Below are 25,916 nucleotides of genomic sequence, written 5' to 3'. Positions count from 1 at the left end.
AGGACTTATGGTTTCAGCCCGACCATGGGAACCACAACGGGTGATGCTGCTTGCCAGTCAAGAACCGCGGCCTGGCTTTGGCCCTCGCGGACAACCACATCCAGGGCATTTGGATCGCTGGTGTCGGTATCCCGTGAAGGTGTGCTGCCGTCGAATACGCCGGCGCCGCCGCCGAAGCGCCACTCCTTGATCCAGGACGGATCTCCGGCCGCCCAGTATCCGCCGTCGTAGACGGGACGTACGTTGCCGATGCCCTCACCTGGTTCGGCGTTTCCAAACATGGCAACGGCGAATTTTGCGGAGGCAGGATTCAGGTTGCCCAAGCCAGCCTTGGGCACCATGGTGACGATCTGGCGGGCTTCCGGCACCGTCAGCAGTGTCACGGCTGACGTGCGGGTTCCGTCAGGAGCATAAACGCCCGCCCCGTCGAAGCGACCGTCGGTGACAACGACGGAATCCCAGGCATCTTCGACGTTCATGTTTGTGCCCGGCAGGGCCGGGGTGGGGGTCGTATCGCCGTTGCTGAGGTAGACGTTGATCCGCTGGTGTGAGATGCCCTGACCGCCCCAAGGGTTGGTGACCTCGCCTGCAATGGTGGTGACAAACGCGTAGTTATCGTCGGCATCATAGACGTCGACGCCAGTGAGGTCGAAGGCGCCGGGGACGTAGGCCGGGTTGCTCGGGTAGGTGTAGCTTCCAGGACCGTTGTCATCTCCAGACGGGTCCTGCAGTCCGCCGATGCGGGTGCCGTAATGCAGGACGGTCCGGTCCTCGACGGCAGTGCCGCCGTCGGCTCCCACGGCGGCTACGGTCACTGTGTTCTTGGTGCCGGTAAGGGATACGTCCAATGAGAACTTGGATGTGCCGTCGCCCGTCGGGGTAAGCGGGGCCTCGGCAACATTACCGTTGACGGAAACGTATACCTTGGCTGCAGCCGTGATGCCAGCGACAGTGGTGCTGGGGGAGTCGGAAGTGCTGAGCTGGGCAGGTGATTCGACCGTAAGTGCGGGTTCGGCGACAGCGCCTGAACCGTACCGCCGAGCAACGTTCTGCGGTGTCTCAACCGGTGATCCGTTTTCCATGCCCGCAGCAAGCCGCACGTACTGTGCCATTGCCCACGAGAGCGGCGAGGCGGAGCCGGTGCTGCGACCCAGTTCGTGGCGGTAAGTTGTCGGTTCATCCTGGTCCCAAACCTGCTCGGGAATCATGAATCCGTCGTTGGCTGCGGAGTGCATGGTTGCCAGGTACGGGAGCGCATCCTGACCGTTAGCCAGCGCGTATTCGCCCCGCTCACCGGTCAGCAGCGGCCAGAGTCGTCCGATTCCGGTCCCGTCCCATGGCGAACCGTCGGCCTTTTCCCCGTAGCCGTCGTACGTGTAGCGATGCCACATGCGGCCGCCTGGGGTGTCCTGTGAAATGGAGGCGTCTGTCTCGGCAAGGGAATCCGCGACGTGCGCATCGGCGGGCGGCTTCACGCCAAGCCGGACAAACTCCAGGAAGCCGGCGTCCAGCACGGCGTTCTCCGGATGGATGCCTGCACCGTTGCCCCAGTCGCGGACAGCGCCATCGTTGGGGTCGCCGCTTCCGCTGATGCGCAAGTAGTAGTTGCCGTCACCTACCGGTCCGTTGGTCGTGAACATCCACTTTTCCGTGTTGCGCTGCCACTCGTCCGCAGTGGCCCGATAAATCGCAGCGGAACCGGCGTCACCATTCCCTTTTGCTATGTCTCCGGCAGCCGCCAGGGCGGCGATCTGCGACGCCAGGGTCGACGTTGAATATCCGCCTGTTTCCTCCCAGCGTTCCTGCGGGGTCTTGGGGCCGGCGGCAACAAGATAGTCCGCTGCGGGCTTGAGTTCTTTGGCGTAGAAGTCAGCATCTGTGCGTCCAATTTGGCTCGCTAGCAGGATGGGAAACGCTGTTTCATCCAACTGGATCCCGTTCTGGCCCACGGTTCCGTCAACCTTCGACGTCTGCGGGAAATGTCCGTCCGGCAACTGCTGATACTTGAACAGCCACTCAACGCCGCGGCGGGCAGCTTCCTCGTCCCCGGCAGCGAGCAGGGCAGTCACCGATTGGTACATGTCACGTGCCCACACCGCGTGGTATCCCTCACGGTGTTGCTCGGCGTTCGCTACCTGCCCCCACGGCGTGGTCAGCGATGCGATGAAGGCCCCCGGGAAGGTCTTGTCTTCATGGGCTTTGACCGTCATCAGGGAGACGTTGTACTGCGTCAGAAGATCACCGTCCAGGGCCTTGGCCGGCTTGTCCAGGGATTGCAGGTACTGCTTCCATTCTTTGGTGTACTCCTTCGACACTCTGGGGAAGCCTTGCTTCACGCTCGCGTTTGCGGTCTCGAGGGCCTCCTGCGCATTCGCGCCAAAGCCCAGGGCAAGGGAGAATTCCGTCTTTGCTCCCGTCAGCGCGATCGTTCCCGTCTGGGCGATATTCCCGGGCCCGGCGCCGGTGTAGGCGCCGTCGAGCCTGCCATCTGCACCAAGGTCCGTTCCGCCGTCGCTGGTGCCGACATATCCGGTGCTGGTGGCGCTGAATCCTGAGCTTGAAACCACTGCGGAGGCAACCGGGGTGTCCGGAATGGAAAGGTCTTCTGCCACCAGGGCATTACCGACAGTCCTGCCGGAGTCCCCGCCGGAAGTGCCGGCCAGGGAAGGATCGAACAGGGCATGGAGCTGGTAATTCCCGCCGTCGAGCACCTCGAAGGTAACCCCGAGCATCACAGCAGAGCGCTGCGGGTCTGTCACATAGGTTTTCGTCAACCGCCAGCGACTGGCACTGTCTTCAGTGATCTGCCGGTAGCTCAGCGCCTGCGGGTCAGCGAGCTCCACCCGCCGGGTCGTGTCCTCATTCTCACGCTGGGTGCGGGATCCGTCGCTGACGGCAAACTGGAGTTCGCGGGTATTGGGGGTGTCTGCGCGCGGGTAGTACACCTCGCTGAGGGTCCCCTCTGTCAGGGTGTACCAGACCTTCGAAGCTGTGCTGACGGACGAGCCAACGCCCTCCTTGTCGCCTTTTGTCCACGTCGCGGAAGCCCCCGGCGCCCCCGGCGCGGGTTCTGCTTCTGCGCTGGCAGGGGAAAAGGCGACAGTCGACGCCGCAACTGCAAGGGCGACGGCGGCGCAGCCCGTTCTAAGGTGATGCTTCATTGCTCTCCTCGGTTCTTGAGCACCTGGTATCCCCATCAGTGCTCTCGGGACGAATATATAAAAGCCGTTAATAAACGCACCCCTAGTATGGTGAGCAGTAGATAAGCCGGTCAAGGGATGGCGTTGAAAAACAGCACAAGAAAAACGGAGGCCACGCTCCCCGTGCTCCGCAAGATCTCCGCCTCGGCCGTGATGGGAGCCCTCGTTTCCGGCGCCAAACTGGATGCCAGCGGCCTCATGGAAGCGACCGGCCTTTCACGGCCTACCGTCCTGGCCGTCTGCGACGAACTGCTCAAGCTGGGATGGCTGACCGAAGACGGGACCCGCCCGGGATTGCCCACGCGAAGCGGACGCCCATCACGACGGTTCGGGCTGAATGCCAGGGCCGGCTACGTGCTGGGGATCGACCTCGGAGCCACAAAACTGCAGCTGTGCTTGTCCGACCTCGCTGGCACCATCGTCGCCGAATGGTCAGAAAAGTGGCGCGACGAGCACCTCGGGGCGCCTGAACGCCTACTGGTCGCACGGAAGGCCACACGGGAAGTCCTGGCCCGGTCCGGCGTGGATCCGTCCAAGGTGATGGCGGCCGGGATGGCAGTGCCTGCCCCCGTCAGGCCAAACGGACATGCGGTTGCGCTGGAGTCATACCTGCCGGGGCTTTCCTCCCTGGACCTCCGCCTAGCCCTCCGACCGGACTTCAACTGGCCACTGATCGTCGACAATGACGCCAACCTCGCTGTCATCGCCGAGCGCTGGATCGGCGTAGCCCAGGACCTCGATGACGTCGTGGTGCTCCTCTCCGGCGAGCGGTTGGGTGCCGGGATCTACATTGGCGGCCGGCTCATTCGCGGCGGAGGGTCAGCCGGTGAAATGCGGTTCCTCGAACTGGTGGAAGGCGTAGGGAATACAGACGCCATTGGCGGCATGTGCCGGGAACTGGGGGCTATTGCTGCCGCAGACATACTGGACGGCGAGCGGCCGGGATCCCCGAACAGCAGCGAGCTGCTGCGTCTCTGCGGCGGAGTTCCGGCCGCGGTGAACGCCGAGATGGTGATCGAGGCGGCCCGGAAGGGCGACCCCGCAGCATCCGAAGTGATCGATATAGTCACGGAGCGCACAGCCCGTGCCATTGCTGTTGTAGCTACCCTCCTGGATCCCCAGCTGATCGTACTCTCCGGCGGCCCGGCAGGGGCGGGGGATGTCCTCATCCCGTCGCTCGACGAAAAGCTGAAAGGGCTTAATTCCGCTCACCCACGCCTCGCCGCCTCGACACTCACTGACCATGCGGCCCTCCGCGGGGCAGTCCGGGTCGCGCTTGACCACGCCTTTGCATTGTTACTGGACTAGGACAGAATCCTGGCAGGGGTAGCGATCCGTGTGACGGTGGTTCGCCTATCAATGGAGGCCTTGGCGGAACGCTAAAGGAAGGGNTTGCATTGTTACTGGACTAGGACAGAATCCTGGCAGGGGTAGCGATCCGTGTGACGGTGGTTCGCCTATCAATGGAGGCCTTGGCGGAACGCTAAAGGAAGGGGCGACGGCGGCACTGAGGTGAGTGCCGTCGTCGCCCCTTCCTTGAAGACCGTCAGCTGACGGTTTAGGACACTTGCCCTAATGCACTTTGGCGTCCACCACGTCCAGTTCTTCCGGAGCCGCCGGAACTACCGGACCTGACGACGGGTGCGCCGCGACTGCCGCGGCGTGCTCCGCCAGCACCCCGGTCTGATGGCGGATCTTCAGCCGGTACAGCAGGGCCCCGCCTCCGGCGACCGCCGCCACGAAGAGCACCCCGCCCCACTGCAGGTACCACTCGAACGGCGGCACCGAGTTGTAGATCTCCTGGCGCGGCCACACCAGGTTCACCGTCATGGCGCCGCCCCACAGGACCGCGAGGATGTTCACGGGCAGTCCCCACGTGCCCAGGCTGAAGCCGGGCTCGGAGCCGTCCTCAGCAAGCGGCCACTTCTTCAGGAGCCGGTTGCGCAGCAAGGGAACGGTGACCAGCAGGTAGGACAGGTAGATCAGGACGATGCTGATGCTGGACATGATGGTGAAGATTGCCGGCTGCATCACATTGACCAGCAGCGGGATGACGGCCATAACGCCGATCACGATGGCAGCGACGGTGGGGGTCCGGCGGACCGGGCACACCTTGCCGAGCTGCCGGCTGAACGGCAGGTTGTTGTCCCGCGCCATGGCGAACATCATGCGGATCGCGGCGGCGTGGACGGCGAGGGTGCAAACCACCACGGCCACCACGATGCAGGCGAGGAATGCCTTGCCGAAGGGGCCCCCGAGGACGGAGAGCACCAGGTACTGCAGCCCGCCGTCGGCCGCCCCGAGCTTGGGGTCGGCCAGGTCCGGAGCCGCGAGGATGCCAAAGAGCAGGATCAGCCCGCCCAGCACGAAGGATGCAGTGACGGCACGCAGGATGGCCTTGGGTGCCGTGCGTTTGGGGTCCTTGGTTTCCTCTCCGAGGGAGCTGGCTGTGTCGAAACCGTACATAACGTAGCCGGAGGCCATGGCGCCGATCAGGAACACGCCGAAGAAGCCAAGGTCGTGGCTCTCCCCGAAGCCTGCGGTGTCGAAGAAGACCTCAGGCCCACGCATCACGTGCCAGCCCAGTGCGAGGATCAGGAGTACGGCGGCGATCAGTTCCACGAAGACGCCGATGCTGTTGATCCTGGTCATCAGCTTCACGCCGAAGGCGTTGATCATTGTGGAAATGCCGATCATGATGCTGGCCAGCACCACACCGTTCATGGCGAAATCGTACGGGCCGGTGCCATCACCGACGAACTGGAAGCCGGACCAGAGCTGGGGCAGGGTGAGCTGCAGGGCAAGGGCCACGGCGCCGAGCGCCACGATGGACGAGATGAGCAGCAGCCAGCCCGCCAGCCAGGACCAGGTCCCGGAGGCGAGCCGCTTGGCCCAGTTATACACCGATCCGGCCACCGGGTAGCGGCCCGCCAGTTCGGCAAAGCACAATGCCACCATCAGCTGGCCCGCGAAGACGAGGGGCCAGGACCAGGCGTACGCCGGGCCGGCCATGGAAAAGCCAAAGTAGAACAGTTGAAATACGCCGGTGAGGATGGAGATGTAGCTGACGCCTGCCGCGAAGCTGGCAAACTTGCCGATGCTCCGGTCCAGGGTCTGCGTGTAGCCAAACTCGTCCATGCCGCTTGAATCAATACTCTTGCTGGGTTCCGCCATGTGGACTCCTAAATCAGAAAAGCACGATGATGATGACCGGCCGGCTGTGGCGCATGGAAGGCTGATGCCCGCCGCCGGGACCTTGCCGCTTAGGCGAGGGACGCGGTGAGCTCCATTTCTTCCATGGTCATGGTGTCGCCGGACCGGCCGGCGCGGATGAGGTCCGCGCAGCGCTCGCCGATCATCATGACGGTGATGTTGGGGTTGACGGTGACGTGTTCCGGCATGACCGACGCATCGGCGACGCGCAGGCCGGTGACGCCCTTGACCCGCAGCTCGGGATCCAGCGGTGACATGTCGTCGTCGGAAGGGCCCATCCGGACGGTGCCCACCGGGTGGTAGACGGTGTTGTGGGTCTTGCGGATGTACTCCCGCAGTTCCTCGTCGGTCTGTGCCTCGATGCCGGGCGAAAGCTCACGCCCGGTCCATTCCGCCATGGCGGGCTGCCCGGCGATTTCGCGGGCCTTGCGGATGCCGGCCACCATGACGCGCATGTCGTGGCCGTCGGGGTCCGTGAAATAGCGGGGGTCCACCATCGGCTTGTCGCGGAAGTCGCGGCTGCGCAGCCGGACGGTGCCGCGGGAACGGGCGTGCGTGACGTTCGGGGTGAGGCTGAAGCCGTTCTCCGTGGTGGGGTAGCCGTGCCGCAGGGTGTTCATGTCGAACGGGACGGAGCCGTAGTGCATCATCAGGTCCGGGCGGTCCAGGCCGTCCTCGGTGGGGGTGAAGATGCCGATCTCCCACCACTGCGTGGACGTCTGCACCATCGGCTGTTTGGCCTCGAACTGCACGACGCCTTCGGGGTGGTCCTGCAGGTGCTCACCCACGCCGGGGGAGTCCACCAGGACCTCGATCCCATGGTGGGCGAGGTGCGCTGCGGGGCCGATGCCGGAGAGCATCAGCAGCTTGGGGGAGTCGATGGCGCCGGTGGACAGGATGACCTCGCGGTGCGCGGAGAGCCGGTGGGTCCGGCCGAACGCCGAGTCCACCACGTCCACGCCGGTGCAGCGCTTGTCCGCGTCGAATACCAGCTGGCGGGCGCGGAGGCCGGTCAGGAGCGTGAAGTTTTCGCGCTCGATAATCGGGTGGATGTAGGAGACTGAGCTGGAGGACCGGGTGCCGTCCGCGCGGCGGTTGATCTGGAAGAAGTTGGCGCCGTTGACCACGGTGGTCCTGGTGTTGAATTTGGCGCGGGGAATGCCAGCCTGTTCGCAGGCATCGAGGAGCGCGACGCCGGCAGGATCCACCGGGGGCACGTTCATCAGGTGCACGGGGCCGGAGTCCCCGTGGTGCGGGGCGTCCGGGCCGGCGTCCTCGTTGGTTTCCAGCCGCCGGTAGAGCGGCCAGGCCGCGTCGGCGTTCCAGCCGGCGGCGCCGTACTTGGACTCCCACTCGTCCAGGTCCTCCCGTGGAGCCCAGAAGGCGATGCACGAGTTGTGGCTGGAGCAGCCGCCCATGACCTTGGCGCGGGCGTGGCGCATGAAGGAGTTGCCGTTTTCCTGCGGTTCCACCGGGTAGTCCCAGTCGTAGCCGGATTCCAGCAGCTCCATCCAGCGGTCCAGCTGCAGGATCTCGGGGATGTTGCGGTCGTCCGGGCCGGCCTCCACGAGGGCCACGGTCACGTCCGGGTCCTCGCTCAGCCGGGCGGCGACGGCGGCGCCGGCGGATCCGCCGCCGATGACGACGTAGTCGAATCCGCGCTCGCGGAGGTCCTCGATGTTGTCGAAGTGCATCTAGTTCTCCTTGCCGTGGCCAGCGAACCAGCCGGTGACCTGGGGGCTGGTGTTCTGGTAGATGTGCTTGGCTTCCTGGTATTCCGCCAGGCCGGTGGGGCCCAGCTCGCGGCCGACGCCGGACTGGCCGAAGCCGCCCCACTCGGCCTGGGGGAGGTAGGGGTGGTAGTCGTTGATCCAGATGGTGCCGTGCCGCAGCCGGGACGCCACGCGCTGCGCCTTTCCGGCATCCTGGGTCCAGACGGCGCCGGCCAGTCCGTAGATGGTGTCGTTCGCGGTGGCCACGGCTTCGTCCTCCGTGCGGAAAGTCTCCACGGTCACCACCGGGCCGAAGGCCTCGTCCACGACCACGGACATTCCCCTTGTCACGCGGTCCAGGACGGTGGGCTGGTAGTAGAAGCCGCCGTCGTACTTTTCCCCCGCCGGCGCCGCGCCGCCGCACCGCAGCCGGGCACCCTCCTTGATGCCGCGCTGGACGTAGGCGTGGACCTTGTCCCGGTGGGCTGCGGAGATCAGCGGCCCGGTTTCTGCGGTCTCGTCGAACGGGCCGCCCAGCCGGATGTCCTGTGCGCGCCGGACCAGCTCGTCCACGAAGCGTTCGGCGATGGATTCCTCCACCAGCAGCCGGGCGCCGGCCGAGCAGACCTGCCCGGAGTGGACGAAGGCGCCGTTGAGGGCGTTGTCCACGGCGGCATCGAAGTCCGCGTCAGCAAACACCACGTTGGGGTTCTTGCCGCCCAGCTCCAGCGCCACCTTCTTGACGGTGCCGGCAGCAGCTGCGGCAATCCGCTTGCCGGTTTCCAGGCCGCCGGTGAAGGAGACAAGGTCGACGGCGGGATGTTCCGAAAGCGGTGCACCCGCCTCCGCGCCGGGGCCGGTGACGAGGTTGGCCACGCCGTCCGGCAGGCCGAGGTCCTGCAGCAGCTGCATGGCCAGGATGGCGGTGGACGGCGTCAGCTCGGACGGCTTGAGGACGAAGGTGCAGCCGGCGGCCAGTGCGGGCGCAATCTTCCACGCGGCCTGGAGCAACGGGTAGTTCCACGGAGTGATGAGGCCGCAGACGCCCACGGGCTCGTAGACGATTTTGCTCACGACGGCGGGGTCCCCGGCGTCCACCACGCGGCCGGACTGCTGCCCGGCGAGCCGGCCGAAGTATTCGAAGCAGGCGGCGACATCGTCCATGTCGATGCGGCTTTCAGCGATCCGCTTCCCGGTGTCCAGTGACTCGGCGCGGGCGAACTTCTCCCGCCGCTCACGGAGTTCCGCGGCGACCCGGAGCAGGAAGGTTCCGCGCCCGGGCGCCGGAACACTTGACCAGACTCCGGAGTCGAAGGCAGCCCGGGCCGCCGCGATGGCCCGTTCGGTGTCTTCCCGGCCGGCCTCGGAGACCGTGGCGGCCAGTTCACCGTCGGCGGGGTTGTGGATTTGGCGTACTGCGCCGGAGGCTGCCGGCTCCCACGCGCCGTTGATGAAGAGGGTGGATGCTGTCTCGTCGTTAGACGGTGTGGCGTAAGTCATACGGAGGACAGTAGCGGAGGTTGAACGAGTGTTCAATACCTAACTTGAACAGGCGTTCAAGATTACGGAGGAGGCGGAAGCCGCCGGGATGGGATGTGCCTTACTGCCCCTGGAGCGCGTCCCGGCTGCTGCTGGCGTCGCCCGGCGGGGCGAAGGCGATCTGCTCCGTGCGTGCGATGCTCCGCTGGATGGATTCCTTGTCCACGCCAAGGAGCGACGTCAACCACATGCCGTTTTGTATGACCACGATGTCGGATGACCGCGCGCGGCATTCCTCCCAGGAGAGCCCGGGCAGGGCATTGGACACCAGCGCCGCCAGGCCGTCGATATAGCGGTCGAAGGCGGCAGCATTGATCTGTGCATAGTCCTCGTCTGCCTGGGCGAGGGCCCAAAGGTGCAGGCGCAGGGACAGGTAGCGGGTGGTCAGCAGGTCGGCGCCCGCTACCCGCCGCAGGGACTTGCGCAGCTGCTCGTCCGGGGGAGACGACGGATCCTGCGCGACCAGCAGGAGATCGTGCTCGTCCACCCGGCGCAGGGCCGCGCGGATCAGGCTGGTCTTGTCGTCGTAGTAGTAGTTCACCAGGCCCAGGGCCACCCCGGCTTCACGCGCCACCGCACGCATGCTCACCCCTGAGATACCGTGACGGGACAGCAGATCGAGCGCTGCTTCGAGGATGCGGGACTGCCTGTCGATCTGTTCGCCATTGTTCACGGTGGTTGTCCCCATCTGGCCAGACTATTGCCAAACCCTTCACGAGTGCACTTTGAGGTTCACGCCGTGGGGCTGGCCTGGCCCTTTCTGCGGTCGCCGTCGGGCCGGCCGCAGGCCCAAAACCAAGTAGTGCCGGTCAGCGTGCGCTTCAGAAAACGAGTACTCAAAGAGCAAAGACAGGTGTGCGACTACGCGTGTGCTGTTGCCCCCTCAGCCCATACCTTGAAGTACGTTGCGCCCGCAGTGGGCACATGGTCTTAGGGAGACGCACATGATGAATTCGCCAGGTAGGACGACTGCTGCTGGGGATAGGAGCCTGCTGGGGCGGACGGGCACCCGGGTGGCCGCGGCGGTTGCGGCTGCGGGGCTGGTGCTGGCTGGAGGCGGCGTCGCTTGGGCAGACGCGATCGCGAACAGGCTGGATACCACGGTGGACACCGTCGCGGAAGCCATGACGTTGAACCTCGGTGGCTCTAACGGCACAACCCAGCTGTACGTGGTCAAACTCCCGGATTACGGTACGAATGGCTGCACGATCCAGGGCGGGGAAGCCATTAGCCTCAGCCTGGTATCAAGCGATCCGGACGTGGCAACAGTATCTCCGGCCACCGCGACTTTCGGGAGCTGTGGAGCGGAGACCACTCTCACCGTTACGCCCAAGGGACTTGGCACCACCAACATCGTTGCCACGCCCGGGACCAACACTACGGGCGAACCCTACGACGTCACGCCGGTCAACTTTGGCGTGACGGTGGTGGCTCCAGCCCCTTCAAACACAGCTCCTGTCCTCACCATGTCCGGCGTAACGCCCGGTACCTCCTACACGAAGGGGTCAGCCCCCACCGTTGTCTGCCAGGTGGCGGATAAGGAAGATGGCGCCAGTTCCTTCAACGCCACGCTTGGTGCGCTCTCCGGACCGGACGCCGCCAACGGCCTCGGCTCCCAGACAGCGTCCTGCAGCTACACCGACAAGGGTGGGCTCACCGCCGCGAGTTCGGTAACGTACAACATCGTTGACGGCACGGCCCCCGGGATCAGCTATACCCTCGACGCGGCGCAGCCGGACGGCTTGAACGGGTGGTACCGGAACGCCGTCACGCTGAAGTGGACCGTCACCGAGGGCGACTCGACCAGCACCCTGAACAAGGTCGGCTGCAACGACGTGACGGTGGCGCTGGACCAGCTGCCTGCTGACTACTCATGCTCCGCGAGCAGCAGCGGCGGCTCGGCCGGCACAGTCACCGTCCCCATCAAGAAAGACGGCACGGCGCCGACGGTGAGCTACGCCGACGCGACAGGAAAGGCCGGCAACGACAACTGGTACACCTCCGACGTACTGGCCCGCTTCATTGCAACAGATGCCACATCCGGACTGGCCCCGTCCTCCCAGGAGGTGTCCTCCAGCGGCGAGGGTGCCGATGTAAGGGTCCTGAGCCCTGCGTTCACGGACAACGCGGGCAATACCGTGCCCGACGGAACCATTTCCCAGTCGTTCAAGATCGACAAGACAGCCCCCAGCGTCACCTATGACGCTGCAACCGGAACCGCAGGCTTTGGCGGCTGGTACACCTCCGATGTCCAGGCCAGCTTCAAAGGAACGGACCTCACCTCCGGGCCCCTCAGCGCAACGCAGACGGTGACCTCGTCCGGGGAAGGCGAAGCCGTGACTGTCCAGAGTCCTGCATTCTCGGACAACGCCGGCAACACCACACCTGCCGGCGCCGCTTCCCAGCAATTCAAGATCGACAAGACGGCGCCGTCCGTTGGCTACGACGGGGTCGCATCAGGCACGCTGGGGGAGAACAACTGGTACGTGACCGACGTCGGGGCCCGCTTTACGGCAACGGATGCGACGTCGGGACTGCTGACGTCCTCGCAGACGGTGTACTCCAGCGGGGAGGGAGCTGAAGTCAAGGTGCCCAGCCCGGTTTTCGTAGACAACGCAGGCAACATCACCCCAGCCGGGACTACGTCGCAGTCCTTCAAGATCGATAAGACGGCGCCGACGGTAGGTTACGTGGGCACGAGCCCCGCAGCCAACCACGACGGCTGGTACAACACGGACGTCGAGGTCACCTTCGGCGCCACCGATCTCGTGTCCGGACCGGTTGACGCGACGAAGAGCGTGACAGCGTCGGACGAAGGGGACACGGTGACGGTCCAAAGCCCCGAGTTCAAGGACCGCGCCGGCAACGTCCGTGCTGCGGGCGCAACCTCCACCACGCTCAAGATCGACAAGACGGCCCCCACGGTGACCTTCGATTCGGTCATCGCGGACGGCTACTACGGGTCGACGCCCGCGGAGCCGACCTGCTCGGCCTCCGATTCACTGTCCGGAGTGCTTGGGACCTGCGAGGTTACCGGTTACGGCACGGGAGTTGGGAAATACACCCTCAGGGCCACGGCCACGGACCTCGCCGGCAACACCACCACCGTTACCCACTCCTACGAAGTCAAGGCCTGGACCATGAAGGGCTTCTACCAGCCGATCGACATGGGCGGTGTCCTGAACACGGTCAAGGGCGGCAGCGCTGTACCGGCCAAGTTCGAGGTTTTTGCGGGCGAAACCGAGATCACGGACCCCAACCTGATGAAGTTCACCATGGGAACCATCGTCTGTGCACCGAACGCCCAGACCGATGCTATCGAGACGACAGCGGCGGCCGGCAGCACCGTTGTCCGCTATGACGCCATCGCCGGCCAGTTCATCTACAACTGGAAGACGCCTGCAAGCCCCGGCAGCTGCTACCAGCTCACGATGACAGCAAAGGACGGTACCTCGATCAGCGCCAACTTCAAGCTGAAGTAGCGCCAACGGCGGCGGCGCCCAAGGACGTGCGCCGCACAGAAGGGGCCCGGTCACCAGACCGGCCCCCTTCTCTGCCTGAAGTGTGGGACTAGCCCAGCGCCTTGATGACCTCCTTGGCCACATCCTCGCTGGACTGCGGGTTCTGGCCCGTGATCAGGTTGCCGTCCCGCACAACATTTGACGTCCAGGCGGCAGCATTTTCGATCACCGCACCCTTGTCCCTCAGGGCGTCCTCCACCAGCCACGGCGTGTTCTCGCCGGTGCCGCCGCCCAGTTCCTCCTCGTTGCTGAACACCGTGAGGCGACGTCCCGCGAAAACGAAAGCGCCGCCGTCGTCCGTTGCACTCAGCAGCCCTGCGGGACCGTGGCAGAAGGGAGCGATGACCTTGCCGTCCTTGTCCGCCGCCGCCAGGAGTCGGCCGAGGTCGGCGTCCTGGTACAGGTCGGCCATGGGCCCGTGCCCGCCGGGCATCACAACGGCGTCGTAGCCGGACGGGTCGACGTCGGCCAGCACCAGCGGCCGCGAGAGCTCGCCGTCGATTGAGTCGAGGTAGTCGCGGAAACCTTGCGCCCGTTCCTCGCCGCCTGCTGACTCGGGAGCCAGGCTCACCTGGTCCACGGTGGGCTTCGCGCCCCCGGGGGTCGCGATGTGGACAGTGTGGCCGGCATCCAGCAGGGTCTGGTGTGCCACCACCAGTTCCTCCGCCCAGAAGCCGGTGGGGTGCTGGCTGCCGTCCTTCATGGTGAGCGAATCGGCGGCCGATACGACCATCAGAATGTTTGCCATAGTGCTGCTCCTGTCTGTGCTTCTCTACTCGCCTGCTGCTTCAAGTTCAGCGTAGGTTTCCTCGTCCAGGGTGACGCCGGCCGCGGCCATGTTTTCCTCCAGGTGCTTCACTGACCCGGTGCCGGGGATCGGCATCATCACGGGAGAGCGGCGCAGCAGCCAGGCCAGTGCAACCTGGGAAGTGGTGGCACCCAAACGCTTGGCGGCCTCGTCCAGCGGCCCTCCCGGCTGCGCCAGCTCACCCGCGGAAATGGGAGCCCACGGGATGAAGCCGATGCCGTTCTCCTCCGAGTAGCGCAGGACGTCCTCGGAGCTCCGGTCCGTCAGGTTGTACCGGTTCTGGACCGTGGAAACGGTGAAGTGCCTCCCGGCCGCCTCGAGCTCCTCCACGCTCACCTGCGAGAGGCCCAGCGCCCGGACCTTGCCCTCGTCCTGGAGCTCGCGCAGCACGCCGAACTGCTCCTCGGCGTCCACCTTGGGGTCGATCCGGTGCAGCTGGAGCAGGTCCAGGGTGTCCACCTTCAGCTTCCGCAGGCTCAGTTCTGTTTGCTGGCGGAGGTACTCCGGGCGGCCCACCGGGATCCACTTGCCTGGCCCGGTGCGGGTGAAGCCCACCTTCGTGGCGATCTTCAGCCCGTCCTTGTACGGGTACAGTGCCTCGGCGAGGATTTCCTCGCTGATGTTGGGGCCGTAGGAATCTGCCGTATCGATGAAGTCAACACCGAGTTCGACGGCGCGGCGCACCACCGCCACCGCCGCCCGGCGGTCCGCGGGCTCACCCCAGACGCCGTCACCCACGATGCGCATGGCACCGAAGCCGAGCCGGTTCACGGTTCCCAGATCCTTCAAATCGATCGTTTCGGACAGTTCCAACTGGTTCGTTGTCTCTAGGCTCATAGGGGCGGCAACGTCATAAGTTTGCTGAGTATTCCGCAGGTTCCAGAAATAAGCCGGGCGCCGCCGTCGTTATGCCTTTCGTGCCCGCCGCGACCCGGCGGGCACATCCCTGCGAAACGTTCCCGAAAGGCCGGCACCTACCGTGACTCTCCCCCTCTCCATCCTTGACCTGGCAACCATCGGCAAGGGCCAGACGGCGGCGGAGAGCTTCGCGGGCAGCGTGGCCATGGCGCAGAGCGCGGAGAAGCTCGGGTACCGGCGGGTCTGGTACGCCGAGCACCACAACATGTCCTCCATCGCGTCCTCCGCCACGAGCGTGCTGATTGCCCATGTGGCCGCCCACACCGAAAGCATCCGGCTGGGTGCCGGCGGCGTCATGCTGCCCAACCACTCGCCGCTGACCATCGCGGAACAGTTCGGAACCCTGGAGACCCTGCACCCGGGCCGCATCGACCTCGGCCTGGGCCGCGCGCCCGGAAGTGACCAGAACACCATGCGCGCGCTGCGGCGGGACCCCATGTCCGCGGACAGTTTCCCGCAGGACGTCCTGGAACTCCAGGGCTACCTCACCGGTCCCACCCGCATCCAGGGCGTTGAGGCCACGCCAGGCAAGGGCACCAACGTGCCGCTGTACATCCTGGGATCCTCCCTGTTCGGCGCGCGCCTCGCCGCCCAGCTGGGACTGCCGTACGCGTTTGCCTCCCACTTTGCGCCGAACGCCCTGCAGGATGCCGTGGCCCTGTACCGCCGCGAGTTCAAGCCCTCCGCGCAGCTGGATGCCCCGCACGTCATTGCCGGCGTCAACGTCATCGCGGCGGATTCCGCCTCGGAAGCGCAGGCCATGCTGCAGGCCACCAAGCGCGCCCGCGTGTCCCTGTTCTTCGGCGGCGGCCGCGAGTTCACCGACGACGAAGCGGACATGATCCTCGACTCCCCGCAGGGCCAGCACGTGAGCCAGATGATGACGTACTCCGCGGTGGGAACGCCCGACGTGGTCCTTGATTACCTGGACGGTTTCGGGCGGCACGCCGACGCCGACGAACTCATTGTGGCCCACCAGAGCACCGGCACCGAGGCGCGGCTGCGCTCCGTGGAACTCCTGGCAGAGGCTGCCGGGCTGGTCCGGGTGTAGCGGGCGGGGTCCTGCGCGTCACGCCCAGCACCCTTTTGGGGAGGCACGACGGCGGGTTCCCCGGTTCCGGGCGGCAGGCGCCGGCGTCGTGGTCCAGAAAGCTGCCCTGCGTGACGCCGGCTCTCCATGACAACGGCGCTGTCCGTCGGACTTTTACACATACGCAATAAAGGGGACTTTCGGGGGAAACGGCCGGGGCTGAGCATGGGAACTGCCCCCTCGGGAATTACTGGGATTCCCGGGAGGGGCACCAACCGGTAGTCCGCAGGCGATCCAGCGGCTGTAGTCCCGGCCTGGTCCGGCCTCAAAGGGGTACCTGCATGCCTACGCCGTTGAACCAAAGCGTGGCGGATTCCGCACTGCTCACCCGGTCCCTTCCGCTGGATATGCTCCGCGCCTTCATCCAGTCGGATGCGGCGGACAACGGCCTGACGCCTGCGCTGCTGGCCGAACTGAAAGTGCTGGCACGGGTTCCGGGATTGCTGGTGGCCTGCAACTACGGCGGGACCCTGTGCGACGCCGAAGGCATCTCCACCGAGATCCTGCCCCTGGGCAATGCGGCGATAGCCCTGCGCGCACTGGCTGCCCTACCCAATACCCACGCCGCCATCATTTCGGGACGCTCGCTCCGCGACCTTGCGGCGGTGTCGCGGCTGCCCGTTGAGGTGCACCTGATCGGTTCGCATGGCGCAGAGTCGGATATGGGCTTCGCGCACGCGCAGACCCTGGCCACCGAATCAGTCCTGCAGAAGGTCAACGCGGCGCTCAATGAAGCCGTGGGGTTCCAGGAGGGCATCTGGATTGAACGCAAACCGGTGGCCGTTTCCGTCCACACCCGCCCGGCGCCGCCGGACGTGGTGGAATCCGTGACGGAAACCGCCCGGGAGATTGCCCGCGCCCACGGACTGTTCTTCATTGTGGACGGTTCCGTGCTGGACCTGTCCGTAGTGGAACCGTCCAAGGCCGAGGCGCTGGAAACCCTCCGGTCCCGGCTCGGAGCCAGCGCCGCGATGTTCGCCGGAGACGCCCACAGCGACGAACTGGCCATCGCCACCCTGCGCGGGCCGGACCTCGGACTCAAGGTCGGCCCGGGGGAGACCGCCGCGGCGCACCGCGTCCGCGACCCCGAAGCCTTCGCCCGGGTCCTGGCCCTCCTCTTCGAGCTGCGGCGGGCCTGGCTGTTCGGCGAGGACGCGGTGGGCCTTGAACGGCACACGATGATCGGCAACGGATCCTCCACCGCACTGCTGACGCCGGACGCGAAGATCTGCTGGATGAGCCATCCGCTGCCGGATTCCGGATCACTTTTCGCCCACATCCTGGGCGGAGACGCGGCAGGCCACTTCTCCGTGGAGCCGGTGAAAGCCTCCCAGGTGCTGGGGCAGCGGTACGTGGACAGCACCATGATCGTTGAAACCCGGTGGGCGGACGTCACGGTCACGGACTACCTTGAGCCCGCGCCCGAGGGCATCACCAGTTTGGTCCGGGTGCTGACCGGCCATGGTGCCGCCCGGATTACTTTTGCTCCCCGGCCGGACTACGCCAACGCCCCGTTCAGCATGGAGGCCCGCGGCGGGGAACTGCACGTGGTGGGGACCTCGGAGCCCATCATCCTGTTCGCGCCGGGCGCCACCTTCAGCATCACCTCGGACGGGCGCCACGCCACGGCCACGGCGGCGGTGAACCTGCAGGACGGTCCGGTGGTGCTCAACCTGCGCTGCGGCGATACCGAACCGCAGCCTGCGAACCCCGGCGGGGAGACGGAGCGGCGGGCCGGGGTGGCCCTGCATGCCCGCCAGTGGGTGCAGAAACTTGCCCTGCCCTCCGTCAAACCCTCCCTGGTGCGGCGGTCAGCCCTGGTGCTCCGCGCCCTGGTCCATGAGCCCACCGGCGCCGTCCTCGCGGCCCCCACGACGTCGCTGCCGGAGGGAATCGGCGGCACAAGGAACTGGGACTACCGGTACTGCTGGCTGCGGGACGGGTCCATGACGGTCAACGCGCTGGTGGACCTCGGCTCCACGGCGGAGGCCGCCGGCTTCCTGGCATGGCTGGGGCGGATCCTCGAACATGCGCCCGGCCCCGAGTGGCTGCACCCCCTGTACTCGGTGACCGGCGCGCCGCTTTCCACGGAGGCCGTCGTCGACAGCCTCCCGGGGTACGCGGGCTCCCGTCCGGTCAGGATCGGCAACGCCGCGGACCACCAGGTCCAGTTGGACGTTTTTGGCCCGGTTGCCGAACTGATCCATGCCCTGAGTGAGCGGGAGGGCGCGCTGGCCGACGACCATTGGGAGCTGATGGTCCAGATGGCCTCGGCCGTCCTGGCCCGCTGGCACGAGCCGGACCACGGCATCTGGGAGGCCCGGCGCGCAGCGCGCCACCACGTCTATTCCAAGGTGATGTGCTGGGTGACGCTGGACCGGGCGCTGCGGACGGCTGCCCGCCACGGCCGGGAGCCGGACCCGGCCTGGGCACCCATGGCAGGCACCATCCGCGAGGAGGTGCTGCGCGAGGGCTGGGACGAATCGGCGAGGTCCTACACCGTGGCCTACGACAGCCCGGACCTCGACGCCGCCGTCCTGCACATCGGCCTCTCCGGCCTGCTGGACGTTTCGGACCAGCGCTTCCTGGACACCGTCACCGCGGTGGAGCGGGAACTGCGCGTGGGTCCCACCGTTTTCCGGTACAGGTACGACGACGGCCTGCCGGGCCTGGAGGGCGGGTTCCACATCTGCACCACCTGGCTGATCGAAGCGTATGTGGCCGTGGGCCGCATCGATGAGGCCTGGGACCTGTTCGACCAGCTGGTGAACCTCTTCGGTCCCACCGGGCTGCTGCCGGAGGAGTACGACCCCGGCACGGAGACACACCTGGGGAACCATCCGCAGGCGTACTCGCACCTGGGCTTCATCCGCTGCGCGCGGCTCCTGGACGCACACCAGGGCAGGCGATAGTCGGGGTCGGCCGCGGGTACCTAGAGTGGAGGTAGCAGGGACCCAAAAAGACTGAAACGAGACTCATGAAGACCGCGCGCGCCCAAGGGGTGGGGTTCCGCTCCGAACGGGGCCCCATCCTCATTGCCCTGATGCTGTCCACCGGCCTGGTGGCCATCGATTCCACGATCGTGGCCACCGCCGTCCCGTCGATCGTCCGGGATGTGGGCGGTTTCGAGTCCTTCCCCTGGCTGTTTTCCGCGTACCTGCTGGCCCAGGCCGTCTCGGTGCCCATCTACGGCAAACTGTCCGACATGCTTGGCCGGAAGCCCATCATCCTGGCGGGCATCGGGCTGTTCCTGCTCGGGTCCGTCCTCTGCGGCATCGCCTGGAGCATGCCCGCACTGATCGCGTTCCGCGCCCTGCAGGGCCTCGGTGCGGGGGCCGTCCTGCCGGTTTCCATCACCATCGCCGGGGACATCTACTCGCTCGAGGAGCGGGCAAAGGTCCAGGGCTACCTGGCCAGCGTCTGGGCTGTCTCCTCGGTGGTGGGCCCGAGCCTCGGCGGCATCTTCTCCTCGCTGGGAATCTGGCGCGGGATCTTCCTGGTCAACATTCCGTTGTGCCTCCTTGCCGGGTGGATGCTGTTCAGGACCCTGCACGAAAATGTTGAACGCGCCAAGCACCGGGTGGACTACGCCGGGGCTGCCCTGCTGGCGGTGTCACTGGGCCTGCTGATCCTTGGTGCCCTCCAGGGCGGCCAGGGCTGGGCGTGGAATTCCCCGATCAGCATCGGCATCTTTGTTGTGGGCGCCGTGCTGCTGGCGGTGTTCCTGATGGTGGAACGGCGGGCTGCGGAGCCGGTCCTGCCGTCCTGGGTGGTTTCGCGCCGGCTGTTGGGCACCACCACGCTGGTGTCCTTCGGCGTCGGGGCGGTGATGATCGGGCTGACCTCCTATGTGCCCACGTTCCTGGAGGGGGCGCTGGACACTTCGCCCTTTATGGCCGGCCTGGCGCTCGCGGCCCTGACCCTTGGCTGGCCCCTCAGTGCCTCGCAGGCGGGCCGGTTCTACCTGCGGATCGGGTTCAAGGCCACGGCCTTGATCGGGATCTCCGTTACCGTGGCGGGACTCCTGGCACTGGCCCTCACGGCCGCCACCCCCAACGTGGCACTGGTGGCCGCCAGCTGTTTCGTGGTGGGGCTCGGCCTGGGGCTGGTTGCCACTCCCACCCTGATCTCTGCCCAGTCCAGTGTTGAGTGGAATGAGCGCGGCGTGGTCACCAGCAGCAACATGTTCGCGCGGTCCATTGGGAGCGCGCTGGGTGTGGCGGTCTTCGGCGCGGTGGCCAACGCGGTCTACGCCACCACGGCCGGCGAAGGCGCGGCACCCGCCGTCGTGGCTGCGTCCGGCGCCGTGTTCCTGGCCGCGCTGGTGGGCGGCATCCTCACCGTGGCGGCCGTGCTGGCAATGCCGGCGGTGAAGGCGGGCGCCTCCCGAAAGGACGACGACGGCGGCACGGGCGGGGAGCCGGCCCTCGCCGAAGCAGAGGACAAGACGCGGTAGGCGCTTTTAGCGGGAAGCGCGGAAGATCTCCGGCGCCGGACGGGTGCCTGTGGCGAGGTCGGCGAGGATGCGGCCAATCACGGGGGTGAACTTGAACCCGTGCCCGGAGAACCCGGCGCCGATCACCACGGGGCCGATCCGGTCCAGGATAAAGTCCTCGTCCGGGGTGGTGGTGTAGGTGCAGCTGATGGCCTCGAAGGAATCGGCGTCCACCCCGGGCAGCCACCTCCGCGCGTAGTCCTGCAGGGCGGCGAGTTGCCGGGGTTCGGGCTGGAAGGAGCGCCGGTCAGGATCAACGAGCGGTCCCACTCCGTGCCAGCCGGCCTTGATTCCCTCACCGGGCGTCTCCATGCCGTACACGGGGGAATACCAGCCCTGATAGTCCGCCCCGGTGCCGGGGCAGTGGTTGAAGCCGGGCCACACTGCGCGCGCGTCCGCCACCCGGAAGTGCGCCGGCTGCTCCTGCGTGACCCGAAGCCTGGGAATCTGCAGCCCCGTACCGGTGCTGTTGCTGAACACCGGGCCCAGGAGCTTGTCCGTCCAGCCGCCGGCCGTGACCACAACCTGCGCAGCGGTGACCACCTCGATGCCGGCGCCGGACTCCAGGCCCAGCCGGACGCCGTCGTCCGTCACCTGCAGGTCCACCACCTTGGTGTGGTGCCGGATCTCGGCGCCGCGGGCTGCGGCGAGGCGCTGGAATGCAGGAAGCGCCGCTTCGGGGTTGAGCTGGCCGCCGTCGGGCATGTGCAGTGCCTGCTGGTCGAAGCGGATGCCGCGCCAGCGCTCCCCGGCCTCCGCCGGGGACAGGAGCTCCGCGCGGATGCCCGCCTGCGTCAATGCCTCGGCGATGTCCGGAAGCCGGGGGTCCGGGCCGTGGTTCACAACCCCCGTCCGCGCCAGCAGCGTCTCACCGCTTTCCTGCTCAAGCTCATCCCACAGGGCCAGCCCCTCTGCCAGCATGGCCACATATTCGGGGCGGTGGTAACCGGGGTTCAGGTTGCGGGTGGTGCCGTGCGAGGCCCCGATCTTGTGCCCCGGCCCGAACTGCTCCACCAAAGTCACATGCCGGCCCCGGCGGGACAGCGCCCACGCGGCGGCCGAGCCCATGGCGCCGCCGCCGATCACCACGGTGTCCAGAACAGTATTCATCAGCCCTCCAAACTCGGGTCAGGTCAGCAGCAGTGCTACGCCGATCATCGCCGGCACGGCCACAACGGTTGTGATCAGCACGGTGTCTTTCGCCACGGTGAGGCCGGTCTTGTACCGGCTGGCAGCCACAAAAACATTCTGCGCTGTGGGCAGGGCGGCGGTGACCACCACGGCGAACAGGACATGGCCTTCAAGCCCCAGCACGAACCGGGCAAAGAGATAGGCCAGCGCGGGCTGGACGGCCAGCTTGAAGCCGCTGGCCAGCAGCGTGTCCAGGCGCCGGCAGGCCGAGGCCTGGAGCGGGCGGGTGCCGTTCAGGCTCATGCCAAAAGCGATCAGCATGGCCGGAATCGCCGCACCGCCGATCAGGTGGATGGGCTCCATCACCAGTTGCGGGACCTGCCAGCCCGTCCCGGCCACGGCCAGGCCCAGGGCCGAACCCACGATCATGGGGTTCCGGAGGATCATCACGATGAAGTTCAGCGGCGTGGTGCGGTGGGAGCTGGTGCTTGAATCCAGGAGCATCAGGAACAGCGGCGTGAAGAAGGCGAGCTGGAAGATGAGCAGCGGCGCCACGTAGCTTGCGTCGCCCAGGACGTACACCGCGATGGGGATGCCCAGGTTGGCGGAGTTCACCAGTGACGCGGCCATGGAGGACATCAGGGACTCGGGCAGCGAGCGTTTGAGCCAGAACCTGGCGATGGCGAAGAAGATGGCCGCGGTGGCCACTGCCGAGACCGCAGCGACCAGCAGTGGCGCCGCGAAAACCTCGGCGAGGCGGGCTTTGCTCAGCGTTTCGAAAAGCAGGGCCGGGCTGGCCACAAAGAAGGTGAGGGAGCTGAGGACCTGCCGGGCGTTGTCGCCCAGGATTTTCTGCCGGCCCACGAACCAGCCCACCAGGATGATGCACCAGACCACAAAGAACCCGGCGAGTACCCCTAGCAAGGGACAATCCGCAGGGGATCAGCCCGGGGGGTGCGGGGGAGCGGTCTGCCGGAAAGCACTCTCCGGTTACAGGGTGGCGTTGTTAAGCGCGAAAGGGGGCCGCATCATTCCCGGCGTGAGGCCCTCGGCCGGGTCATTGCCCAGCTGGATCACCCGGTTGTTTTCATCCACGTGGACCACCCGCGGTTCATAGGCCTTGGCCTCTTCGGTGGTCATCTGGGCGTAGGTGATCAGGATGACGACGTCGTTCTCGTGCATGAGGTGCGCCGCTGCACCGTTGATGCCGATCACGCCCGAGCCGCGCTCGCCGGCGATGGTGTAGGTCTCAAGCCGCGAGCCGTTGGTCACGTCCACGATGGAGACGAGCTCGCCGGGAAGGATGTCGGCGGCCTCGAGCAGGTCCAGGTCAACGGTGACCGACCCTACGTAGTGCAGGTCGGCGTGCGTGACGGTGGCCCGGTGGATTTTGGACTTGAACATTGTGCGATTCATAACGGCATCAGTCTAGCGTTGGGGGCCCGCCGGCGCAGTGACGCAGGGAACAGTGACGCCGGGGCGGCTCCTGCGCAGTGACGGAGCGCGTCGTTGCGCTGGACGGTACCACTGTTGGAAGGCCACGCGCGACGGCGGCCGGTCACCCGCCGTCGTGCTGTGCCACAGCCGCTGCGGTCGCCGCAAGGGTCTCCCGCGCGGCGAGGATCGCGGGCCGCTGGGCGCTGGAGCGGCGGACGGAGGTGAACACCGTGCGGTGCGGCTTGCCTGGCAGGTCAAGGAGCCGGGCGGTGGTGCCGCGCCCCGTCCACACCAGGTCCGGCATCAGCGCCACGGCGTTCCCGGACTCGATGAGGCGGATCTGTGCCTGAAGGTCCGCGGTTTCAAAACGCACGTCGGGCTCGAACCCCGCGCTCCGGCAGGCCTGCTCGGCCCAGTGGCGGGATGCCGCCCCGCGTGGTTCCATGACCCAGGCGAGTTCCGCGGTGTCCTCGATCGAGGAGATGGCGGGACCGCCGTCGGACGCGGGGGGAACGGCGAGCCGGATGGCGTCGGTGGTGAGCTTGACGCGGTCCAGTTCGGGATAGCGCGGGGCGGCGTGCCCGGGGTACTGCTCGGCGATGACAAGGTCGAAGTCGCGTGCCCACGTCTCGTGCAGCGCCGTTTCCGGCTCACGCTGGATCATCTCGATGCGAACTTCGGGATACGTACTGGCCATGCGCGTCAGGGTCTCGGGCATGAGCGCCAGCGCGGCCGACTGGAACACTGCGATCCGCACTGTGCCGGTCACGGTGGTCAGGGACGCCGCAAGGTCCGCCTCGGCCTGTTCCATGGTCTGCAGCAGGCTTGCGGTGTGGGCCACCAGGACCTCCGCCTGCGGGGTGAGCTGCACCCGGCGTCCCGTCTTGCGCAGCAGCTCCACGCCCACTTCCTTTTCCAGCAGCGCCAGCTGCTGGGAGACTGACGACGGGCTGTACTGGAGTGCTTCAGCCACCTCCGCGAGCGTCCCCCGGATGCTCAATTCCCGGAGCAGGCGCAGCCGGCGGACGTCAAGCATGAGGAAATCCTTACCGAAACTAACGAATATAGGTTAGAAGTAGTCACTTTATCTAATGCAAGCCCCCTTGCATACTGTTGGGACCGAGTTACCCCCGTCACAAGCGATTTTTCGCGCGCCGTGGCGGGGTCGCACCCCCCAAGCAGGAGTTCCTGATGAGCACACGAGACATGACCCAGTCGATCATGCGGCGCAAGCCGATTGACGACATTGAAGAAGAGAACAAACATAGTGGCCTCTTTAAGTCACTCGGGCTTTGGCAGCTGACGGCAATCGGCGTTGGCGGCATTATCGGCGTCGGCATCTTCTCCCTCGCGGGGCTGGTGGCCGCCGGTAGCGAAACCACACCCGGGGTGGGGCCCGCGGTACTGATTTCGTTCCTGATTGCCGGCCTCGCGTCGGCAGCGGCAGCACTGTCCTACGCGGAGTTCGCGGGCATGATTCCGCGCGCCGGGTCCGCCTACACCTACGGGTACGTGGCCTTGGGCGAGATCATCGGCTGGTTCATCGGATGGGACCTGCTGCTGGAATACATCGCCATTGTGGCCGTGGTGGCCATCGGCATCTCCGGCTACTTTGATGCCTTCCTCTCCGGAATCGGCATCCACATGCCGGTCTGGATGACATCCACCCCGGATGAGGGCAAGGGCGGAATCGTCAACATCCCCGCCATCGTGGTCTGCCTGATCGTGACCTGGATCCTGTCGCGGGGAACCAAGGCGTTCGGCCGGTTCGAACTGGTGGCAGTGGCCATCAAGGTGGTCCTGATCCTCTTCATCATCGGCCTTGGTGTCTTCTACATCGACACCAACAACTACAACCCGTTCATGCCGTCCGGCTTCGGCCCGGTTCTTGCCGGTTCCGCCACCGTATTCTTCGCGGTCTTCGGTTACGACGCCATGAGTACCGCAGCGGAGGAGGCCACCGACGGTAAGAAGCACATGCCCAAGGCCATCATCCTGTCGCTCATTATCGCCATGCTGCTCTATGTGGCAGCCACCCTGGTCCTCACGGGCATGCAGAACTACAAGGACATCGACCCGAAGGCCGGGTTCGCGTCAGCCTTCACCGGTGTGGGGCTGCCGGTCATTGCCACCATCATTTCCGTCTTCGCGGTGCTGTCCATCCTCACCGTGATGCTGACGTTCCTGCTCGGCGTTACCCGCGTCTGGTTCTCCATGAGCCGCGACGGGCTGCTGCCCGGCTGGTTCTCCAAGACCGACCGGCACGGCACGCCGCAGCGCGTGACCTGGATCGCGGGCGTCGCCTCCGCGCTCCTGGCGGGCGTGTTCCCGATCAAGGCAGTCGCCGACCTGACCAACATCGGCATCCTGGCGGCGTTCGTCGTCGTCTGTTTCTCGGTCATCGTGTTCCGCTACAAGAAGCCCGATGCCCCGCGCGCGTTCCGCCTCCCGTTCATGCCGCTCGTCCCGGCCTTCGGCGTGCTGGCCTCCGCATTCCTGATGTTCCAGCTGCACTGGGAAACGTGGGCGCGGTTCGGCGTCTGGCTCGTCATCGGCCTTGCCATCTACTTCTTCTATGGCAAGAAGAACTCGCTGATGAATCCCGACAGCCCCCGGCATGAGGAGATTGTGGAGATGCACCGGCCCGTCGGCTGACGCTCTCTCACTTAACGTCGCTTAAACACGGACGCTCTCTCACTTAACGTCGCTAAACCTCGGACGCTCTATCACCTTCCTGTGGAGGGTGAACTGCTCCCCGGAAGTTGGACTGAGAAATTCAGTTCCGACTTCCGGGGAGCAGTTTTATGCATGCACGTAGTTCATTGTCTGAGGCGCAGCGCGAGGCGGCTGTA

At 66.2% G+C, this 25,916-nt stretch carries 17 protein-coding genes; 6 read left to right on the top strand and 11 right to left on the bottom strand.

Features of this window, described 5'->3' with window-relative positions:
- Positions 1–5: 5 nt before the first annotated feature.
- Positions 6–3,161, bottom strand: a complete 3,156-nt coding sequence (locus U7114_RS18915) for a glucan 1,4-alpha-glucosidase (RefSeq protein ID WP_323058211.1) — start codon at positions 3,159–3,161, stop codon at positions 6–8.
- 123 nt (positions 3,162–3,284) lie between these two features.
- Between U7114_RS18915 and U7114_RS18910 the strand changes: the two genes are divergently transcribed.
- Positions 3,285–4,508, top strand: a complete 1,224-nt coding sequence (locus tag U7114_RS18910) for an ROK family protein (RefSeq protein WP_323058210.1) — start codon at positions 3,285–3,287, stop codon at positions 4,506–4,508.
- A 264-nt stretch (positions 4,509–4,772) separates the two neighbouring features.
- Here the strand turns inward: U7114_RS18910 and U7114_RS18905 are convergent, their stop codons facing one another.
- The 4 genes from U7114_RS18905 to U7114_RS18890 all read right to left on the bottom strand — a co-directional run bounded on the left by U7114_RS18905 (position 4,773) and on the right by U7114_RS18890 (position 10,352).
- On the bottom strand, positions 4,773–6,374 hold the full coding sequence (locus tag U7114_RS18905; RefSeq protein WP_157240437.1) for an APC family permease: 1,602 nt from the start codon (positions 6,372–6,374) through the stop codon (positions 4,773–4,775).
- An 89-nt stretch (positions 6,375–6,463) separates the two neighbouring features.
- Positions 6,464–8,107, bottom strand: a complete 1,644-nt coding sequence (locus tag U7114_RS18900; RefSeq protein WP_323058209.1) for a GMC family oxidoreductase — start codon at positions 8,105–8,107, stop codon at positions 6,464–6,466.
- Positions 8,108–9,625, bottom strand: a complete 1,518-nt coding sequence (locus tag U7114_RS18895; protein WP_323058208.1) for an aldehyde dehydrogenase family protein — start codon at positions 9,623–9,625, stop codon at positions 8,108–8,110.
- A gap of 100 nt (positions 9,626–9,725) precedes the next feature.
- Entirely contained in the window at positions 9,726–10,352 is a 627-nt protein-coding gene (locus U7114_RS18890) for a TetR/AcrR family transcriptional regulator (RefSeq protein ID WP_157240442.1), read from the bottom strand.
- A gap of 256 nt (positions 10,353–10,608) precedes the next feature.
- Between U7114_RS18890 and U7114_RS18885 the strand changes: the two genes are divergently transcribed.
- A complete protein-coding gene (locus U7114_RS18885) occupies positions 10,609–13,146 on the top strand; it encodes a PxKF domain-containing protein (RefSeq protein ID WP_323058207.1) in 2,538 nt (845 codons plus the stop codon).
- A gap of 88 nt (positions 13,147–13,234) precedes the next feature.
- Here the strand turns inward: U7114_RS18885 and U7114_RS18880 are convergent, their stop codons facing one another.
- Positions 13,235–13,933: a type 1 glutamine amidotransferase domain-containing protein gene (locus U7114_RS18880; protein WP_157240446.1), complete on the bottom strand. Its 699-nt coding sequence runs from the start codon at positions 13,931–13,933 to the stop codon at positions 13,235–13,237.
- A 24-nt stretch (positions 13,934–13,957) separates the two neighbouring features.
- Entirely contained in the window at positions 13,958–14,830 is an 873-nt protein-coding gene (locus tag U7114_RS18875; RefSeq protein ID WP_323058206.1) for an aldo/keto reductase, read from the bottom strand.
- Between the two features lie 142 nt (positions 14,831–14,972).
- On the opposite strand from U7114_RS18875, the gene U7114_RS18870 reads away from it, so the two are divergent.
- The 3 genes from U7114_RS18870 to U7114_RS18860 all read left to right on the top strand — a co-directional run bounded on the left by U7114_RS18870 (position 14,973) and on the right by U7114_RS18860 (position 20,457).
- On the top strand, positions 14,973–15,962 hold the full coding sequence (locus tag U7114_RS18870) for an LLM class flavin-dependent oxidoreductase (protein ID WP_321214685.1): 990 nt from the start codon (positions 14,973–14,975) through the stop codon (positions 15,960–15,962).
- A gap of 320 nt (positions 15,963–16,282) precedes the next feature.
- Positions 16,283–18,913: a trehalase-like domain-containing protein gene (locus tag U7114_RS18865; protein WP_323058205.1), complete on the top strand. Its 2,631-nt coding sequence runs from the start codon at positions 16,283–16,285 to the stop codon at positions 18,911–18,913.
- A gap of 65 nt (positions 18,914–18,978) precedes the next feature.
- Positions 18,979–20,457, top strand: coding sequence for an MFS transporter (locus U7114_RS18860; protein WP_323058204.1), 1,479 nt, complete (start codon positions 18,979–18,981; stop codon positions 20,455–20,457).
- 6 nt (positions 20,458–20,463) lie between these two features.
- On the opposite strand, the gene U7114_RS18855 is transcribed toward U7114_RS18860, so the two are convergent.
- The 4 genes from U7114_RS18855 to U7114_RS18840 all read right to left on the bottom strand — a co-directional run bounded on the left by U7114_RS18855 (position 20,464) and on the right by U7114_RS18840 (position 24,100).
- On the bottom strand, positions 20,464–21,606 hold the full coding sequence (locus U7114_RS18855; protein WP_323058203.1) for an FAD-dependent oxidoreductase: 1,143 nt from the start codon (positions 21,604–21,606) through the stop codon (positions 20,464–20,466).
- Between the two features lie 18 nt (positions 21,607–21,624).
- Positions 21,625–22,551, bottom strand: coding sequence for an AEC family transporter (locus tag U7114_RS18850; protein ID WP_157240454.1), 927 nt, complete (start codon positions 22,549–22,551; stop codon positions 21,625–21,627).
- 66 nt (positions 22,552–22,617) lie between these two features.
- On the bottom strand, positions 22,618–23,043 hold the full coding sequence (panD, locus tag U7114_RS18845) for an aspartate 1-decarboxylase (RefSeq protein WP_197432448.1): 426 nt from the start codon (positions 23,041–23,043) through the stop codon (positions 22,618–22,620).
- A 142-nt stretch (positions 23,044–23,185) separates the two neighbouring features.
- A complete protein-coding gene (locus U7114_RS18840; RefSeq protein WP_157240456.1) occupies positions 23,186–24,100 on the bottom strand; it encodes a LysR family transcriptional regulator in 915 nt (304 codons plus the stop codon).
- A gap of 155 nt (positions 24,101–24,255) precedes the next feature.
- Here U7114_RS18840 and U7114_RS18835 point away from each other — a divergent pair, with 155 nt between their 5' ends.
- Complete coding sequence (locus tag U7114_RS18835; RefSeq protein ID WP_321214680.1) at positions 24,256–25,719, top strand: amino acid permease; 1,464 nt, start codon at positions 24,256–24,258, stop codon at positions 25,717–25,719.
- The last annotated feature ends 197 nt before the right edge of the window (positions 25,720–25,916 follow it).

The organism is Pseudarthrobacter sp. C1, from assembly GCF_034720455.1.
GTDB lineage: Bacteria > Actinomycetota > Actinomycetes > Actinomycetales > Micrococcaceae > Arthrobacter.
This window is presented reverse-complemented; position numbering and strand designations above follow the sequence as displayed.

Bases quoted from the DNA above. Each gene is read 5' to 3' on its own strand.
- U7114_RS18915 (WP_323058211.1), bottom strand. From the start codon at position 3,161: ATGAAGCATCACCTTAGAACGGGCTGCGCCGCCGTCGCCCTTGCAGTT.
- U7114_RS18865 (WP_323058205.1), top strand. From the start codon at position 16,283: ATGCCTACGCCGTTGAACCAAAGCGTGGCGGATTCCGCACTGCTCACC.
- U7114_RS18880 (WP_157240446.1), bottom strand. From the start codon at position 13,933: ATGGCAAACATTCTGATGGTCGTATCGGCCGCCGATTCGCTCACCATG.
- U7114_RS18905 (WP_157240437.1), bottom strand. From the start codon at position 6,374: ATGGCGGAACCCAGCAAGAGTATTGATTCAAGCGGCATGGACGAGTTT.
- U7114_RS18835 (WP_321214680.1), top strand. From the start codon at position 24,256: ATGAGCACACGAGACATGACCCAGTCGATCATGCGGCGCAAGCCGATT.
- U7114_RS18875 (WP_323058206.1), bottom strand. From the start codon at position 14,830: ATGAGCCTAGAGACAACGAACCAGTTGGAACTGTCCGAAACGATCGAT.
- U7114_RS18895 (WP_323058208.1), bottom strand. From the start codon at position 9,625: ATGACTTACGCCACACCGTCTAACGACGAGACAGCATCCACCCTCTTC.
- U7114_RS18840 (WP_157240456.1), bottom strand. From the start codon at position 24,100: ATGCTTGACGTCCGCCGGCTGCGCCTGCTCCGGGAATTGAGCATCCGG.
- U7114_RS18860 (WP_323058204.1), top strand. From the start codon at position 18,979: ATGAAGACCGCGCGCGCCCAAGGGGTGGGGTTCCGCTCCGAACGGGGC.
- U7114_RS18855 (WP_323058203.1), bottom strand. From the start codon at position 21,606: ATGAATACTGTTCTGGACACCGTGGTGATCGGCGGCGGCGCCATGGGC.
- U7114_RS18890 (WP_157240442.1), bottom strand. From the start codon at position 10,352: ATGGGGACAACCACCGTGAACAATGGCGAACAGATCGACAGGCAGTCC.
- panD (WP_197432448.1), bottom strand. From the start codon at position 23,043: ATGAATCGCACAATGTTCAAGTCCAAAATCCACCGGGCCACCGTCACG.
- U7114_RS18900 (WP_323058209.1), bottom strand. From the start codon at position 8,107: ATGCACTTCGACAACATCGAGGACCTCCGCGAGCGCGGATTCGACTAC.
- U7114_RS18885 (WP_323058207.1), top strand. From the start codon at position 10,609: ATGATGAATTCGCCAGGTAGGACGACTGCTGCTGGGGATAGGAGCCTG.